11 protein-coding genes are annotated in these 14,416 nt (G+C 73.8%); 8 read left to right on the top strand and 3 right to left on the bottom strand.

The genetic code is table 11. The annotated features are described in order from the left end of the window. Positions 1-165 precede the first annotated feature (165 nt). The 5 genes from GA0070564_RS07265 to GA0070564_RS07245 all read left to right on the top strand — a co-directional run bounded on the left by GA0070564_RS07265 (position 166) and on the right by GA0070564_RS07245 (position 8,282). Positions 166-1,533 (top strand): acetyl-CoA carboxylase biotin carboxylase subunit, encoded by a 1,368-nt coding sequence (locus GA0070564_RS07265; protein WP_091604206.1) that lies wholly within the window; start codon positions 166-168, stop codon positions 1,531-1,533. 66 nt (positions 1,534-1,599) lie between these two features. Continuing rightward, positions 1,600-2,520, top strand: a complete 921-nt coding sequence (locus GA0070564_RS07260) for a hydroxymethylglutaryl-CoA lyase (RefSeq protein WP_091604203.1) — start codon at positions 1,600-1,602, stop codon at positions 2,518-2,520. A 245-nt stretch (positions 2,521-2,765) separates the two neighbouring features. Beyond that, positions 2,766-4,298 (top strand): acyl-CoA carboxylase subunit beta, encoded by a 1,533-nt coding sequence (locus GA0070564_RS07255; protein WP_091604199.1) that lies wholly within the window; start codon positions 2,766-2,768, stop codon positions 4,296-4,298. Positions 4,299-4,367: 69 nt separating this feature from the next. Next, positions 4,368-5,522 carry an acyl-CoA dehydrogenase family protein gene (locus tag GA0070564_RS07250; protein ID WP_091604196.1) on the top strand — a complete coding sequence of 385 codons (1,155 nt, stop codon included), beginning with the start codon at positions 4,368-4,370 and terminating at the stop codon, positions 5,520-5,522. Between the two features lie 156 nt (positions 5,523-5,678). Next, positions 5,679-8,282, top strand: a complete 2,604-nt coding sequence (locus tag GA0070564_RS07245; RefSeq protein WP_091604193.1) for an ATP-binding protein — start codon at positions 5,679-5,681, stop codon at positions 8,280-8,282. Positions 8,283-8,489: 207 nt separating this feature from the next. Here GA0070564_RS07245 and GA0070564_RS07240 read toward each other — a convergent pair whose 3' ends face one another. Next, entirely contained in the window at positions 8,490-9,002 is a 513-nt protein-coding gene (locus GA0070564_RS07240) for a MarR family winged helix-turn-helix transcriptional regulator (RefSeq protein WP_091604190.1), read from the bottom strand. 100 nt (positions 9,003-9,102) lie between these two features. Here GA0070564_RS07240 and GA0070564_RS07235 point away from each other — a divergent pair, with 100 nt between their 5' ends. Continuing rightward, entirely contained in the window at positions 9,103-9,684 is a 582-nt protein-coding gene (locus tag GA0070564_RS07235; RefSeq protein ID WP_091604187.1) for a YceI family protein, read from the top strand. Positions 9,685-9,980: 296 nt separating this feature from the next. Next, on the top strand, positions 9,981-11,459 hold the full coding sequence (locus GA0070564_RS07230) for a glutamate-cysteine ligase family protein (RefSeq protein ID WP_091604184.1): 1,479 nt from the start codon (positions 9,981-9,983) through the stop codon (positions 11,457-11,459). Positions 11,460-11,513: 54 nt separating this feature from the next. Here GA0070564_RS07230 and GA0070564_RS29785 read toward each other — a convergent pair whose 3' ends face one another. Then, positions 11,514-12,899: a hypothetical protein gene (locus GA0070564_RS29785; protein ID WP_245669827.1), complete on the bottom strand. Its 1,386-nt coding sequence runs from the start codon at positions 12,897-12,899 to the stop codon at positions 11,514-11,516. 182 nt (positions 12,900-13,081) lie between these two features. Here GA0070564_RS29785 and GA0070564_RS07220 point away from each other — a divergent pair, with 182 nt between their 5' ends. After that, positions 13,082-13,906 (top strand): PASTA domain-containing protein, encoded by an 825-nt coding sequence (locus GA0070564_RS07220; RefSeq protein WP_091604181.1) that lies wholly within the window; start codon positions 13,082-13,084, stop codon positions 13,904-13,906. Positions 13,907-13,909: 3 nt separating this feature from the next. On the opposite strand, the gene GA0070564_RS07215 is transcribed toward GA0070564_RS07220, so the two are convergent. Beyond that, positions 13,910-14,353 (bottom strand): hypothetical protein, encoded by a 444-nt coding sequence (locus GA0070564_RS07215; protein WP_176730564.1) that lies wholly within the window; start codon positions 14,351-14,353, stop codon positions 13,910-13,912. Positions 14,354-14,416: the final 63 nt, after the last annotated feature.

Raw genomic sequence — 14,416 nt, 5'->3', positions numbered from 1 at the left:
GCCGGCCGGGACTGACCGGCCGCTGACCGCCGGCTGACGGTGGACCGGGCTCGACGGGCCGCTGAGCTGGGGCCGGTCCCGCCCGGGTGCCGGGGCGACTCGTGAGTAACCACCCGCTCGTGATTACCTGGCACCCGTCCCCACCCCTGGACGCCGGGAGGAAACATGATCGAGTCGCTGCTGGTCGCCAACCGGGGCGAGATCGCCCGCCGCATCATCCGGACCGCCAAGCGGCTCGGGATCCGCGCGATCGCGGTGCACTCGGAGGCCGACGCGGACCTGCCGTTCGTGACCGAGGCCGACCAGGCGGTCTGCGTCGGGCCGGCCAATCCGGCGCAGAGCTACCGCAACGTCGAGGCGATCCTCGCCGCCGCCAAGGAGACCGGCGCGCAGGCGATCCACCCCGGCTACGGCTTCCTGTCGGAGAACGCGGACTTCGCCCGTACCGTCGAGGAGGCCGGCCTGATCTGGGTCGGTCCCCGCGCCGACGCGATCACCGCGATGGGCGACAAGATCAACGCCCGGAACCTGATGGCGGCGGCCGGCGTGCCGGTCGCGCCCGGCACCACCGACCCGGCGGCCAGCGTGGACGCGGCGGTCGCCGCCGCCACCGAGATCGGCTACCCGGTGATGGTCAAGGCCGCGGCCGGTGGCGGCGGCATGGGCATGGGCGTGGCGGAGGACGAGGCCGAGCTGCGTACCCAGTACGAGAAGGTCGGCGCGTTCGCCGAGCGGATGTTCGGCGACGGCTCGGTGCTGATCGAGCGGTACTTCCCCCGGGTACGCCACGTCGAGGTGCAGATCCTCGGCCTGGCCGACGGCCGGGTGGTGGCGCTCGGCGAGCGGGAGTGCTCGGTGCAGCGACGCAACCAGAAGTTGGTCGAGGAGTCCCCCTCCCCGGCGGTCTCCGCGGAGCTGCGCGAGCGGTTCCTGGCGGCGGCCGTGCGGGCCGGCGAGGCGGTGAACTACCGCAACGCGGGCACCGTGGAGTGCCTGCTGGTCCCGCGTGAGCGGGACTTCGAGGGTGATGGCCCCGGCTCCGAAGAATTTTTCTTCCTGGAGATGAACACCCGGCTCCAGGTGGAGCACCCGGTCACCGAGTACGTCTACGGCGTCGACCTGGTCGAGGAGCAGCTGCGGGTGGCGGCCGGGCTGGCCCCGACCTTCGACCCGGACACGCTGGCGCCCCGCGGGCACGCCATCGAGCTGCGGATCAACGCCGAGGACCCGAAGCGGTTCCTGCCCGGTCCCGGCGTGGTGAAGACCTGGGTGGAGCCGACCGGTGAGGGCGTCCGGGTGGACTCCGGCTACGTCGCCGGCAACACCGTCACCCCGTTCTACGACAGCCTGATGGCGAAGCTGATCCTCACCGGCGCGACCCGCGCCGAGGCGATCGAGCGGGCCCGCGCCGCGGTGGCCGCCTTCGAGATCGCCGGCCCGAAGAACAACCTGCCGTTCTTCGCCGAGCTGCTGGAGAACGACGAGTTCCTCTCCGGCGACTACGACACGGGCATCGTCTCCCGCATGCGCTGACGGCGCGCTGGCGGTGCATGCTGGGGGTACCCATCACGTACCACCGTCACAGCGAGGTGACCCCTTATGGCGGAACTGCCGGACAACGTGTCCATCCGGGAGGTCGGGCCGCGGGATGGGCTCCAGAACGAGGAGCCCATCCCCACCGACGCGAAGGTGCGGCTGCTCGACGCGTTGTCGCGTACCGGCGTCGGACGGATCGAGGCGGTGTCGTTCGTGCACCCTCGGGCGATCCCGCAGATGGCCGACGCCGACGAGGTGTGGCGGCGCGCCGCGAAGGTCGACGGGGTGCGCTACTCGGCGCTGGTGCCGAACACCCGGGGGGCGCAGCGGGCGCTGGCGGCCGGTTTCACCGAGATCGAGGTGGTGGTCTCGGCCAGCGACACCCACAACCGGCGCAACGTCAACCGGTCGACCGACGAGTCGCTGGACGACATCGCCGAGCTGATCGACCTGCTGCACGGCGCCGGCGCCCGGGCCGAGGTGATCGTGGCGACCAGCTTCGGCTGCCCCTACGAGGGCGACGTCGACCCGAAGCGGGTCGCCGGCATCGTCGACCGCGTGGTCCGCGACGGCGCCGACCGGGTCGCGTTCGGCGACACCACCGGCATGGGTACGCCCCGACGGGTCCGCGAGCTGGTCACCGCCGTACGCGACCGGAACGCCCAGGTGCCGGTGCTGCTGCACTTCCACAACACCCGGGGCACCGCCCTGGCGAACATGCTCACCGCGATGGAGTTGGGCGTCACCGAGTTCGACGCCAGCGTCGGTGGCCTCGGCGGCTGCCCGTACGCCCCGGGCGCCAGCGGCAACCTGGCCACCGAGGAGGCGGTGCACATGCTGCACGACATGGGCATCGACACCGGCATCGACCTGGACGCCCTGATCGGGGCCGCCGAACTGGCCGAGGAGTTCGTCGGCAAGAAGCTCCCCAGCGGTGTCCTGCGGGCCGGTCCCCGCACCCGCCTCACCCCGCTCCCCGGCTGACCCCGGACATGCCGTCGGCCGGCGCCCTCCGGGGTGCCGGCCGACGTGTTGTTCCCGCGGTGCCGCGCGGGCCGCCCGGACAGCCGGAGCACCCGGACCCCGCCGGCATTCGGCCCCGGTCGGGCAGCCGGGCGGGGGACCTGAGAGGGGTGGCGGGGTCGCCGGGGACCACCCCGATGCGCTAGCCTAACGATCGTTCAGGTCGGTCGGCGTGCCCACGAGGCGCGCCTGGCGAGGGAGTCGGCGTGACGCTCGACGGTGAGGCTCTGGAGCAGTTGCGCAAGCGCGCCCGGGCCGGCGGTGCGGACAAGTACCACGCGGCGAACGCCGCCAAGGGCAAGCTCTTCGCGCGGGAGCGGGTCGCGCTCCTGGTCGACGAGGGCTCCTTCGTCGAGGACGGTCTCTACGCCAACGCGATGGCCGAGGGTCTACCGGCCGACGGCGTGGTCACCGGCACCGCCACCATCGACGGCCGCCAGGTCTGCCTGATGGCGAACGACTCCACGGTCAAGGCCGGCAGCTGGGGCGCGCGTACCGTCGAGAAGATCATCCGGATCATCGAACGGGCGTACGCGACCGGCGTGCCGATGGTCTACCTGGTCGACTCGGCCGGGGCCCGGATCACCGACCAGGTCGACCTCTTCCCCGGTCGGCGCGGCGCCGGCAAGATCTTCTGGAACCAGGTCCGCGCCTCCGGCTCGATCCCGCAGGTCTGCGCGCTGTTCGGGCCGAGCGCCGCGGGTGGGGCGTACATCCCCGCGTTCTGTGACGTGGTGGCCATGGTGGACGGCAACGCGAGCATGTACCTCGGCTCCGACCGGATGGTCGAGATGGTCACCGGCGAGAAGACCACGCTGGAGGCGATGGGCGGGGCCAAGGTGCACTGCGCCGAGTCCGGCGTCGGGCACTTCCTCTGCAAGACCGAGGCCGACGCGCTGGACGTGGTGAAGACCTACCTGTCGTACCTGCCGTCGAACTGGCAGCAGCAGCCGCCGGCCACCGAGCCGGTGGCGGCCAGCGAGAAGGTCGACCTGGCCGCGCTGGTGCCGGCCAGTGAGCGGCAGGCGTTCGACATGCGCCGGTACGTCAAGGGCCTGCTCGACGACGGCAGTTTCTTCGAGATCCAGGCGCTCTGGGCCAAGGAGCTGACCATCGGCTTCGGCCGGCTGAACGGCGAGGTCGTCGGCGTGGTCGGCAACAACTCGATGTTCAAGGGCGGTGTGCTCTTCGTCGACTCGGCCGACAAGGCGAGCCGCTTCGTGCAGCTCTGCGACGCGTTCAACGTGCCGCTGCTGTTCCTCAGCGACGTGCCCGGGTTCATGGTCGGCAGCGCGGTGGAGAAGCAGGGGATCATCAGGCACGGTGCGAAAATGATCACTGCGATCTCCGAGGCGACCGTACCCAAGATCTGTGTGGTGGTCCGTAAGGCGTACGGCGCCGGCCTCTACGCGATGGCCGGCCCCGGTTTCGAGCCGGACGCCACGATCGCGCTGCCCACCGCGAAGATCGCGGTGATGGGTGCGGAGGCCGCGGTCAACGCCGTCTACGCCAACAAGATCGCCGCGATCGCCGACGCCGGCGAGCGGGCCGCGTTCGTGGCTGCCAAGCGCGAGGAGTACGAGCGGGACATCGACATCGTCCGGCTCGCCAGCGAGCTGGTGGTCGACGCGATCGTCGAGCCGCACGAGCTCCGTGCCGAGCTGGTCCGCCGGTTCGCCGCCGCCCGCGGCAAGGAGCGGCACTTCGCCAGGCGCCGGCACGGCGTCACCCCGGTCTGAGCCAACCCGCAGCACCCCGCCGACCCGGCGTCACGAGCGACCGGCGGCCCGTCGACACAGGAGGAACGGATGGACTTCCGGCTCACCGAGGAACAAGAGGCGCTGCGGGAAAGCGTCCGGGAGTTCGCCCGCGAGGTGATCGCCCCGGTCATCGCCGAGCACTACGAGCAGCACACCTTCCCGTACGAGATCATCCGCCAGATGGGCAAGATGGGCCTGTTCGGGCTCCCCTTCCCGGAGGAGCACGGCGGCATGGGCGGCGACTACTTCGCACTCTGCCTGGTCCTGGAGGAACTGGCCCGGGTCGACTCCAGCGTGGCGATCACCCTGGAGGCGGCGGTCTCGCTCGGCGCCATGCCGATCTACCGCTTCGGTACGGACGAGCAGAAGGCGCAGTGGCTGCCGAAGCTGGTCAGCGGCGAGGCGCTGGCCGGCTTCGGGCTGACCGAGCCGGGTACCGGCTCGGACGCCGGCGGCACCCAGACCCGGGCCGTCCTGGACGAGACGACGAACGAGTGGGTGATCAACGGCTCGAAGGCGTTCATCACCAACTCGGGCACCGACATTACCTCGCTGGTCACCGTCACCGCGGTCACCGGGACCAGGCCGGACGGTTCCAAGGAGCTCTCCACCATCATCGTGCCGTCGGGCACCCCGGGCTTCACCGTCGCGCCGGGCTACTCCAAGGTCGGCTGGAACGCCTCGGACACCCACGAGCTGACCTTCGACGACTGCCGGGTGCCGGCGGCGAACCTGCTCGGCGAGCGCGGCCGGGGCTTCGCCCAGTTCCTGCGCATCCTCGACGAGGGGCGGATCGCCATCGCCGCGCTCTCCGTGGGCCTCGCCCAGGGCTGCGTCGACGAGTCGATCAAGTACGCCGGGGAGCGCCAGGCGTTCGGCCAGCCGATCGGCAACTACCAGGCGATCCAGTTCAAGATCGCCGACATGGAGATGAAGGCGCACACCGCCCGGCTGGCGTACTACGACGCGGCCGCCCGGATGCTCGCCGGTGAGCCGTTCAAGCGGCAGGCCGCCATCGCCAAACTGCACGCCAGTACGGTCGCGGTGGACAACGCCCGTGAGGCGACCCAGATCCACGGCGGCTACGGCTTCATGAACGAGTACCCGGTGGCCCGGTTCTGGCGGGACTCCAAGATCCTGGAGATCGGCGAGGGCACCAGCGAGGTGCAGCGCATGATCATCGCCCGCGACCTCGGCATGTGAGTGCAAGGAGGGGCCCCTTCTTAACGCCTGATGCATAGCAGGGGCCCCTTGTTAACACCCGTTCCGGTCGACCTGCTGTCGGATATCCGCAGCCGACCGTCGGCTGCGCGACGCTCCACTGCCGACGGTCGTATCCCATCCGTACTCTTCGTGCCCATGACCCCGGATCGTGATCCTTTGTGGAGCCGGGCCGGCCACGTTCGCCTGCCCGACCTGCTGCGCGGCCACCGCCGTGCCGTCGGTCTCACCCAGGCCGAGCTGGCCGCGCGCGCCGGGGTGGGCGTCCGGACCGTCCGTGATCTCGAACGGGGCCGCTCGGCGCGCCCGCAGCGGACCACCGTCGAGCTGCTCGCCGGGGCGCTCGGCTTGGCCGGCGCCGACCGCACCGACTTCCTGGACGCAGCCCGCCGACCGGCCGGCGCGGAACCCGCGCCGGCGCCGGCCGCGGCGCCCACCGCATCGGGTACGTCCGTCGCCCTCCCCCCGCCCGTCGAGCTGACCGGTCGGGAGCGGGACGTCGCCGAGCTGGCCGCGGTGCTGACCGACGGGTACCCCCCACCGGTGGTGAGCCTGGCCGGGCTGGCCGGGGTGGGCAAGACGGCGCTGGCCCTGGCGGTGGCGCACCGGGTCGCCGGGCACCACTCCGGTGGGGTGGCCGGGGTGCTGGTCAGCGAGGGTTCGGACACCACCGACGTGCTCTGCGTCTGCGCGGCGGTCTTCGACGCGGCCCGGGTCTGTGAGCTGGGCGCGCGGCTCGCCGGCCGGCCCGCCCTGCTGCTCCTGGACGCCATCGAGCGGGCGCCGGAGGCGGTGGCCGAGGCGGTGCGCGGTCTCGCCGTCGCCGCCCCCACGCTGCGGGTGCTGGTCACCGGCCGGCATCCGCTCGGCCTGCCCGGCGAACGGGTCTGGCCGGTCACCCCGCTGGACGTGCCGCCGGCCGACGTCGACGGCGCCGGCGCGGCCGAGCTGGACCGCTACCCGGCGGTCGCGCTGTTCACCACCCGGCTCGCCCAGGTCCGCCGGGAGCCACCGGCCCCCGCCGAGCTGCCGGCCCTCGCCGCCCTGGTCCGCCGCCTGGGTGGCCTGCCGCTGGCGATCGAGCTGATGGCCGCGCGGGGGCGGGTGCTCGACCTCACCGAACTGCTCGACCGGTACGGCGACCGGGTGCTTGACCTGGCCGCGCCGGGTGGCACCCCCGTCGGCTCCGGTTGGGAGGCGGTGGACCCGGGCGGGGCGGAACCGGCCCGGGCCGCCGGCACGGTGACCCTGCGGGAGGCGGTGGCCGTCAGCTACCGGCTGCTGGACGCCGACGAACGGTGGGCGCTGCGCCGGCTCTCCGCGTTCTGGAACCGCTGGTCGGTGGAGCTGGCGGAGGAACTGCTCGACGCCGGCCGGGCGGGCGGACACCGCGACGCCGTACCGCTGCTGGACCGACTGCTGGAACTGGGCCTGCTCAGCGTGCGGGGCACCGGGCCGTTCCGGTTCCGGCTGCTGGACGCGGTCCGCGACTTCGCGGCCGAGCAGGCGGCCGGTGCGGGCGAGTCGACGACCATCCGACGCCGGCACGCGGAGGTGTTGACCGGACTGGTGGTGCGGACCGCGCCCGAGCTGGCCGGCCCGGCGCTGGCCGAGGCGGTGCACCGGTTGGACGAGGTGACCGGGGACCTCGGCCCCGCCCTGGCCCACGCCGCCGTCGACGAGCCGGTCACCGCGCTGCGGCTGGCCGTCGGCCTCTCCCCGTGGTGGCGGTTGCGCGGGCGGGACGTCTCCGGCCGGCAGTGGCTGCGCCGGCTGCTGGCCGATCCGCGTACCGCCGACGCCGACCCCACCCTGCGGGCGTGGGCGCTGCTCGGGGTGGCCCGGCTGGCGGCGGAGCACGGCGCGGCGGCGCAGGAGGTGCCGGCGGCGCGTACCGCCCTGGCGGTGTTCCAGGCCGCCGGGGACGTCCCCGGGGAGTTGGCGGCGCGGACCGCCCTCTGCGCGCTGCTGCCGGCGACCGGCGAGCACGACGAGGCGCGGGAGCAGGGCGGGGTGGCGCTCGCGTTGGCCGCCCGGCACGGGCGTACCCGGGACGTGGCGATGGCGCAGCGGCAGCTCAGCTGGCACGACATCCGGCGGGGCGACCTGGCCCGGGCGCGGCGTCGGCTGGCCGTGGTGGACCGGCTCGCCGCGCAGTTGGCGGAGCGCCGGCTGCGGGTGCTGGCCCGGGCCGGCCTGGCCGAGGTGACCCGCCTCGAGGGCCGGTACGCCGACGCGGTCGAGGTGGGCTGGCAGGTTGCCGCCGCGCTGGCGGAGCTGGGGGACCCGGGTCACCGGCGACGGGTGCTCGGGACCGTCGGACTGGCGCTGGCTCGCGGTGGACGGCACGCGGAGGCGCAGGACGTGGTGGCCGAGCTGCGGGAGTCGTTGCCCGTCGTCGGGTGGCCGGGGTCCGGCCCCGAGGACGGGGTCTGCGCGCTCATCGAGGGTCACCTTGCCCTGCACCGGGGGCACCGGGAGTTGGCGGCGGAGTGGTTCGCCGCGGCGGCGGAGCCGGGGACCGCCCGGCAGAACCGGCGGGGGTCGGTGGAGGCGTTGGTCGGGCTGGCGGCGAGCACCGGGGACCCGGTCGTGCTGGACCGGCTGGACCGGGTGTGCCGGGAGGGTGGGATCAGCCTGCTGCCGATCGAGGAGGAGTTGCTGGCGGGGCTGCGTGGACGGGCCGGCCCGAGCGGTGGGCGGGTCGCCCGGCGCGGGAAGGGCGGGGGCGGGCCCCACTGAAGGGGCCGGGGGTGGCGCGAGCGAAGAAGCCCCCTGGTTTTACCCCTCGCTCGTCGCTCGCGCCTGCACCCCCCGGTGCGCCCCCGCTGGGCAGAACCCTAGCCGTGATCGACGCGACTGATCGCCCGGTCTGTCCCGGTTGCGCCCTCGGCCGGGCGAAGTTCTGCCGGTCTTTCTGCCGGTGGCGCCTCCCGGCGCCGGGCAGGGTCAGCAGTGCGGTCCGGTGGCCTCGTCGACGGTCGGGGCGGGGTCGGTGCTGCCGGCCGTGGCTCCCGGGTGCACCGCGTCCCGGAGCTGACGCAGCCCGTCGAGCAGGGCCGTCAGGGCGGTCGGGTCGAGCTGACCGGTGAACCACTGCTCGATGATCCGCAGGTGGCCCGGCAGCACGGTGTCGAGCCGGTCCAGGCCCGAGCGGGTGACCACCGCGTACGAGCTGCGCCGGTCCGACGGGCAGGCGCGGCGGCGCAGCAGCCCGTCGCGTTCCATCCGGTCCACCACCCGGGTCACCCCGCTGGTGGACAGCGAGGTCTGGGCGGCGAGGTCGGTCATCCGCAGCTGGTTGCCCGGGGAGCGGGCGAGGCGGGTCAGCACCTCGAACTCGACCGACGAGAGGCCGTGCTCCTCGAACTGGGCGGCGAACCGGGCCGACAGCCCGGCGTGCGCCTCGACGAGCAGGCCGACGGCGGTGATCCGGGGGTCGTCGAACACGTTCGGGTCCACGCCGCCATCCTAGCAGTCCTTGACACGGGGAATGTTGTTGTGCCTATAGTTGCTCAGTCAGTCGTTGGGTTGATAAACAAACTCCTCGGAGGAGAGCAGCATGACCACCAACACCGGATCGGTCACCCGTGAGTGGGACGGCCTGACCATCCCGGCGGCCGGCACGTACCTGCTGGACGCGGCGCACAAGCGGGTCGGCTTCGTCGCCCGGCACATGATGGTCAGCAAGGTGCGCGGCGAGTTCGCCGACGCCACCGCCACCATCACCATCGCGGAGGACCCGCTCCAGTCCTCGGTGACCGCGACCATCCAGGCCGCCAGCATCGACACCAAGCAGGCCGACCGCGACGGGCACCTGCGCAGCCCCGAGTTCCTCGACGTCGAGCAGTTCCCCACCCTGGAGTACCGCAGCACCGGCGTGAAGTCCCGCGACGGCAACGAGTTCGTGCTCACCGGTGAGCTCACCGTCAAGGGCGTCACCCGCCCGGTCGACCTGGAGGTCGAGTTCGAGGGCGTGGGTCGTACCCCCTTCGGCACCGACGTCTTCGGCTTCACCGCGACCACCGAGATCGACCGCGAGGACTTCGGCCTGACCTGGAACGTCGCCCTGGAGACCGGCGGCGTGCTGGTCGGCAAGAAGATCAAGATCGAGATCGAGGGAGAGGCCGTCCGCCAGGGCTGAGCCACCCGTACCCCGGACCTTCGGGCCCGCGCCGCGACCAGCGGCGCGGGCCCGCCGTCGTCTGCCGGGCCCGTGCGAATCGTCACCTCCTGTTCGCAGCCGGCGGGCGGTGCCGACCGGTCCGGCTGGGTACAGAGCCGGGCCAGGGAGCGTGGACGATCGCCGTCCGGGCCGTCCGGGCCGGTGAAGCCACCGTCCCGGCCGCTGGCCCCGGCCGGATCCGCGCTCTATAAGTTGATGGTTCACAATGCGCCGTGGGACCGCACGTCCCGCGCCGCCGGGCGCCGGGAGGACACATGGGCAGGGACGTCTCGCAGGGCGCCTTCTCCCGGGAGGACCGGGTCCGTTACCGGCAGAAGGTACGGCGCTGCCTGGACGTCTTCGCGCTGATGCTCGACGACTTCGGGTTCGACGCCGACCGGCCGATGACCGGCCTGGAGATCGAACTCAACCTGATCGACCGGCAGGCCGAGCCGGCGATGCGCAACGACGAGATCCTGGCCGACATCGACGACCCGCTCTTCCAGAGCGAACTGGGCCAGTTCAACCTCGAACTGAACGCCCTGCCCCGGCTCATCGAGGGCGCCGGCTTCGCCGACTACGAACAGGACCTGCGCGCCAGCCTCACCCGGGCCGAGGAGCGGGCCGCCGGATCCGACGCCAAGATCGTGATGGTCGGTATCCTGCCCACCCTCACCGAGCGGCACCTGGTCGCCGACAACCTCTCCACCGACGAGCGCTACCGGGTGCTCAACGACCAGATCGTCGGCGCCCGCGGCGAGGACATCGAGCTGGACATCCGTGGCGTCGAACGACTCCAGACACACACCGACTCGATCGCCCCCGAGGCCGCCTGCACCAGCCTCCAGTTCCACCTCCAGGTGTCACCGGACAGCTTCGCCGACTACTGGAACGCCTCCCAGGCCATCGCCGGGGTCCAGGTCGCGGTCGGCGCGAACTCCCCGTTCCTCTACGGCCGGCAGCTCTGGGCGGAGACCCGGGTCGCCCTGTTCCAGCAGGCCACCGACACCCGCCCGGACGAGCTGAAAGCCCAGGGGGTACGCCCGCGGGTCTGGTTCGGTGAACGCTGGATCACCTCGATCTTCGACCTCTTCGAGGAGAACGTCCGCTACTTCCCGCCGCTGCTGCCGATCTGCGAGGAGGAGGACCCGGTCGAGGTGCTGCACGCCGGCGGGGTGCCCGAACTGGCGGAGCTGCGACTGCACAACGGCACCGTCTACCGCTGGAACCGCCCGGTCTACGACATCATGAACGGCCGCCCGCACCTGCGGGTCGAGAACCGGGTGCTGCCCGCCGGCCCGACCGTGGTGGACATGCTGGCCAACGCCGCCTTCTACTTCGGGCTGGCCCGGGGCCTCGCCGAGTCGGACCGTCCGATCTGGAGTCAGCTGACCTTCAGCGCGGCCGAGGAGAACTTCCACGCCGCCGCCCGCCGGGGCATGGACGCCGTCCTGCACTGGCCCAAGCTCGGCGACGTGCCGGTGAGCAAGCTGGTCCTCGACGTCCTGCTGCCCAAGGCGGCGATCGGCCTCGACCGGTTCGGGGTCGCCCCGGCCGAACGGGACCGGCTGCTCGGCATCATCGAGCAGCGCTGCCGTACCGGCCGCAACGGCGCCGTCTGGCAGACCGAGACGGTCTGGGCCGCCGAGCGGCACCGGGGCATGGACCGGGACGCCGCCCTGCACCACATGGTCCAGCGGTACGCCGACCTCCAGCGCACCAACGAGCCGGTGCACACCTGGCCGGTCGACTGACGCGGGCTGCGGGCATGTCGGGGTGACCCGGTTGGCTGCCCGGGTTCGGCCGGATCAGCGGGTGCGGCGGGTGGCCCGGCTTCTCGGTGCCGGCACCTGCGCGGTGACGTCCGCGTCGCCGTCACCCGGCGCGGTGTCGCTCGCCGGCGCCGTACCGGCCGCTGAACCGCCGGACGGCGCGTCGACGGGGCTGCCGGGCGGGGTGGTGGTGGCTTCCGGCGTACCGGAGCTGTCCGTGGGGCCTGCTCCGGCACGGGTCCGTCGGCCGGCGGCGCGGGCCCGGCCGGCCGGAGCGGCCGGTGGCGCGGGGTCGGCGCCGGCCGCCGACGCGCTGCGGTACTCCGTCGAGCTGGCCGTCGTCCCGACGGCCGCAGCGGTGGCCCTGCCGGTCGTGGGCGCGGCGCCGGCCACGCTCGCCGCCGCGGGACCGGAGTCGGTGGGGCCGGAGTCGGCGGGCGAGACGATCGGGTCGCCACCGGTCCGCTGCCGGGGTACGGCCACCGAACCGACCGGCTCCGCCGCCGCGGGTCGGTCACCACCCGCTTCGATCGACCGCCGTTCCGCCCGCTGGGCCAGCGCGGCCACCAGGACCGAGGCGGCCACTCCGGCGATCACCGCGTAGGGGGCGATCAGGTGCGCGGAGACCTGCTCCCGGCCGATCGTGGCCAGCCGGGGCACGGCGAGGAAGTACGCCACGGCAACCAGCAGCGGCCCGGCCGCTCCGGACGCCGCCGCCCCGATCCGCCGGTGGGCGTCCCGGGCGCCCCGTCGGGCGGCCAGCGCCCCGATCAGCGCGGCGGAGCCCATCGCGAGCAGCGCGCCCGGCCAGTAGAAGTAGTTCCGGATCCAGAAGCCGGCCCGGTCGGCGCTGAGTTGCCAGATCCCCAGCTGGGCGGTGGTGAGTCCGCGGCCGGCGAGCACACCGTCCACCACCGACACCACGGCGAGCAGCCAGAGCCAGCCGGCGGTGGCGATGACGTTGGCGGCGGCGGAACGGGTGTGCAGCACCCAACCGGCGGTGAGCAGACCGATCAGCACGCCGATGCCGGCGTACCCGGCGGCGATGCTCTGCGGGGAGAAGGTGTCGGGCGCCACGGCCGCCCGCGCCGGTACCGCGACCAGCAGGATGGTGATCAGGGCGCCCACCGCCCCGGCCGCGGCCAGCGTCCACCGGCGCAGGGTGCCGCCGGGAGCGTCGTCGGCGCCGGCGCGGGCGGAGAGCCGTTGCCCGCAGACCGCGCCGGCGATCACCGAGCTGGCCGCGATCCAGGTCGCCCAGACCAGGCTGGCGACCCACGCCGCCTCGGCGTTGCCGGCGCCGGCCGGTGGCGCCCAGTTGATGATGCCCAGGCCGTAGCCGAAGCCCAGTTGTGCCGCGCCCGCACCGGCAGCGACACCGATCGCCGTGGCGACCGCTCCTCCCCAGCCCTGTCTGGCCATGCCGGGCAGCGTAGCGGCACGGGATCGGCGGGGCGACTCGTGGCGGTGCGTGGTCACAGCGGGTGAGCGGGCCGGTGAGGAGCGGTGGCGCGGTCCGCGCGCTGATCCCTGCCGATGGTGATGGCTGCCGTTACGTTGGAGCCCGAGGGGGCGACGCCCGCCCGGTGGGGAGAGGACGTGCCATGAGCGACCGCCACGAGGAGCCACCCGCCGGGGACGCCGACCGGACCAGGCCGCTGCCCCGCGCGGAGAGGGAGCCGGCCACCGACCGGACCCGGCAGTTCCCGCCGGTGACCGGCCGGGCGACCCCCGCCGCTCAGGGACCAGGCGCCACCGCCCGCCAGGATCCGGTGTCCGGTGGGCCGGGGACGCCGCCGGATGCCACCGCGCCGCTGCCGCCGGAGCCCACCGTCTGGGCGGGCCGGGCCGAGGTGCCGGTGGCGCGGCCGGCGGAACCGGCCGCTCCCGAGTGGTACGCGGCGGAGCCCGCCGGCCGGCGCTGGTGGACGCCGATCGTGCTGGGCATCGTGGCCCTGCTGCTGCTCGCCCTGATCGGCGCGGGTGTCTGGCTGCTGCTGCGCGCCGAGGACGAGCGTTCGGGGCCGGACCGTTCTCCCACGCCACTGCCCACCAGCGCCCCTCGCACCACCGCCGCCCCCACCACGACCGCGCCCACCACCCGTCCGGCGAGCACCCCGCCGCGGAGCGCGACGAGCAGCGCCGCCGAGCGGGTGGCCGTGCCGCCCCTGGTCGGGCTGCCCCGGGACACCGCCGAGCAACTCCTCGACGACGTCGGTCTCAAGTCGCGGGTGCGTACCCGTGAGTCGGACCGGCCGGCCGGCACGGTGATCGGGAGCGACCCGGACGTCGGTGAACTGGTGCCGGCCGGGAGCGAGGTGACCCTGGTGGTGGCCGAGGCGTCGGAGCCGACCGGCGAGCCGAGCGGGACGCCGACCACCGGCCGGAGCGGCGCGACGCCGTCGCCCGAGGTCACCGCCAGCCGGTGAGGGTCACCAGCCGCGGCGTCGGGTGCCGACCAGGCCCAGTCCGGCCAGGGAGATGGTCAGGCCGAGGAGCCCGGACCAGAACAGTGACCGGCGCAGCGCGGCGGGGTCGTCGGCGGCGTCGGCGGGACGTCCCCGCGCCTCGGTGACCGTGCCGTCGTCCGGGCCGGCGGTGGGCGGGTCGGCGGATTCGCCGGCAGCCTCGCCGGCCGCCTCGCCGTTCCACGGGCCGCCGACCCAGTCCGGCTCCGCCCCCGGCGACCCCTCCACGCCGGGGACGGTGATCTCGGGCGCCGGCACCGGGGCGCTCAACCGGGTCGCCGACTCGGCCGGGTACCGCACCACGACCACGAGGGCGGTGACGGCGCCGACCAGGGCGAGCAGGACGAAGGCGTAGGCGATACGGGACCTGTGGTGCCGCCGCGCGGCGGGCAGTTCGACCATGGCCATCCCAGGTTCAGGGTCCGGGACGCGCGCGGGGTGGGACTTGCCGGGGTGGGCGTACCGATTCTA

The organism is Micromonospora mirobrigensis (assembly GCF_900091555.1).
GTDB lineage: Bacteria > Actinomycetota > Actinomycetes > Mycobacteriales > Micromonosporaceae > Micromonospora > Micromonospora mirobrigensis.
Note: the sequence above shows the minus strand (reverse complement) of the source record. Positions and strands in the feature narration are given on the sequence as shown.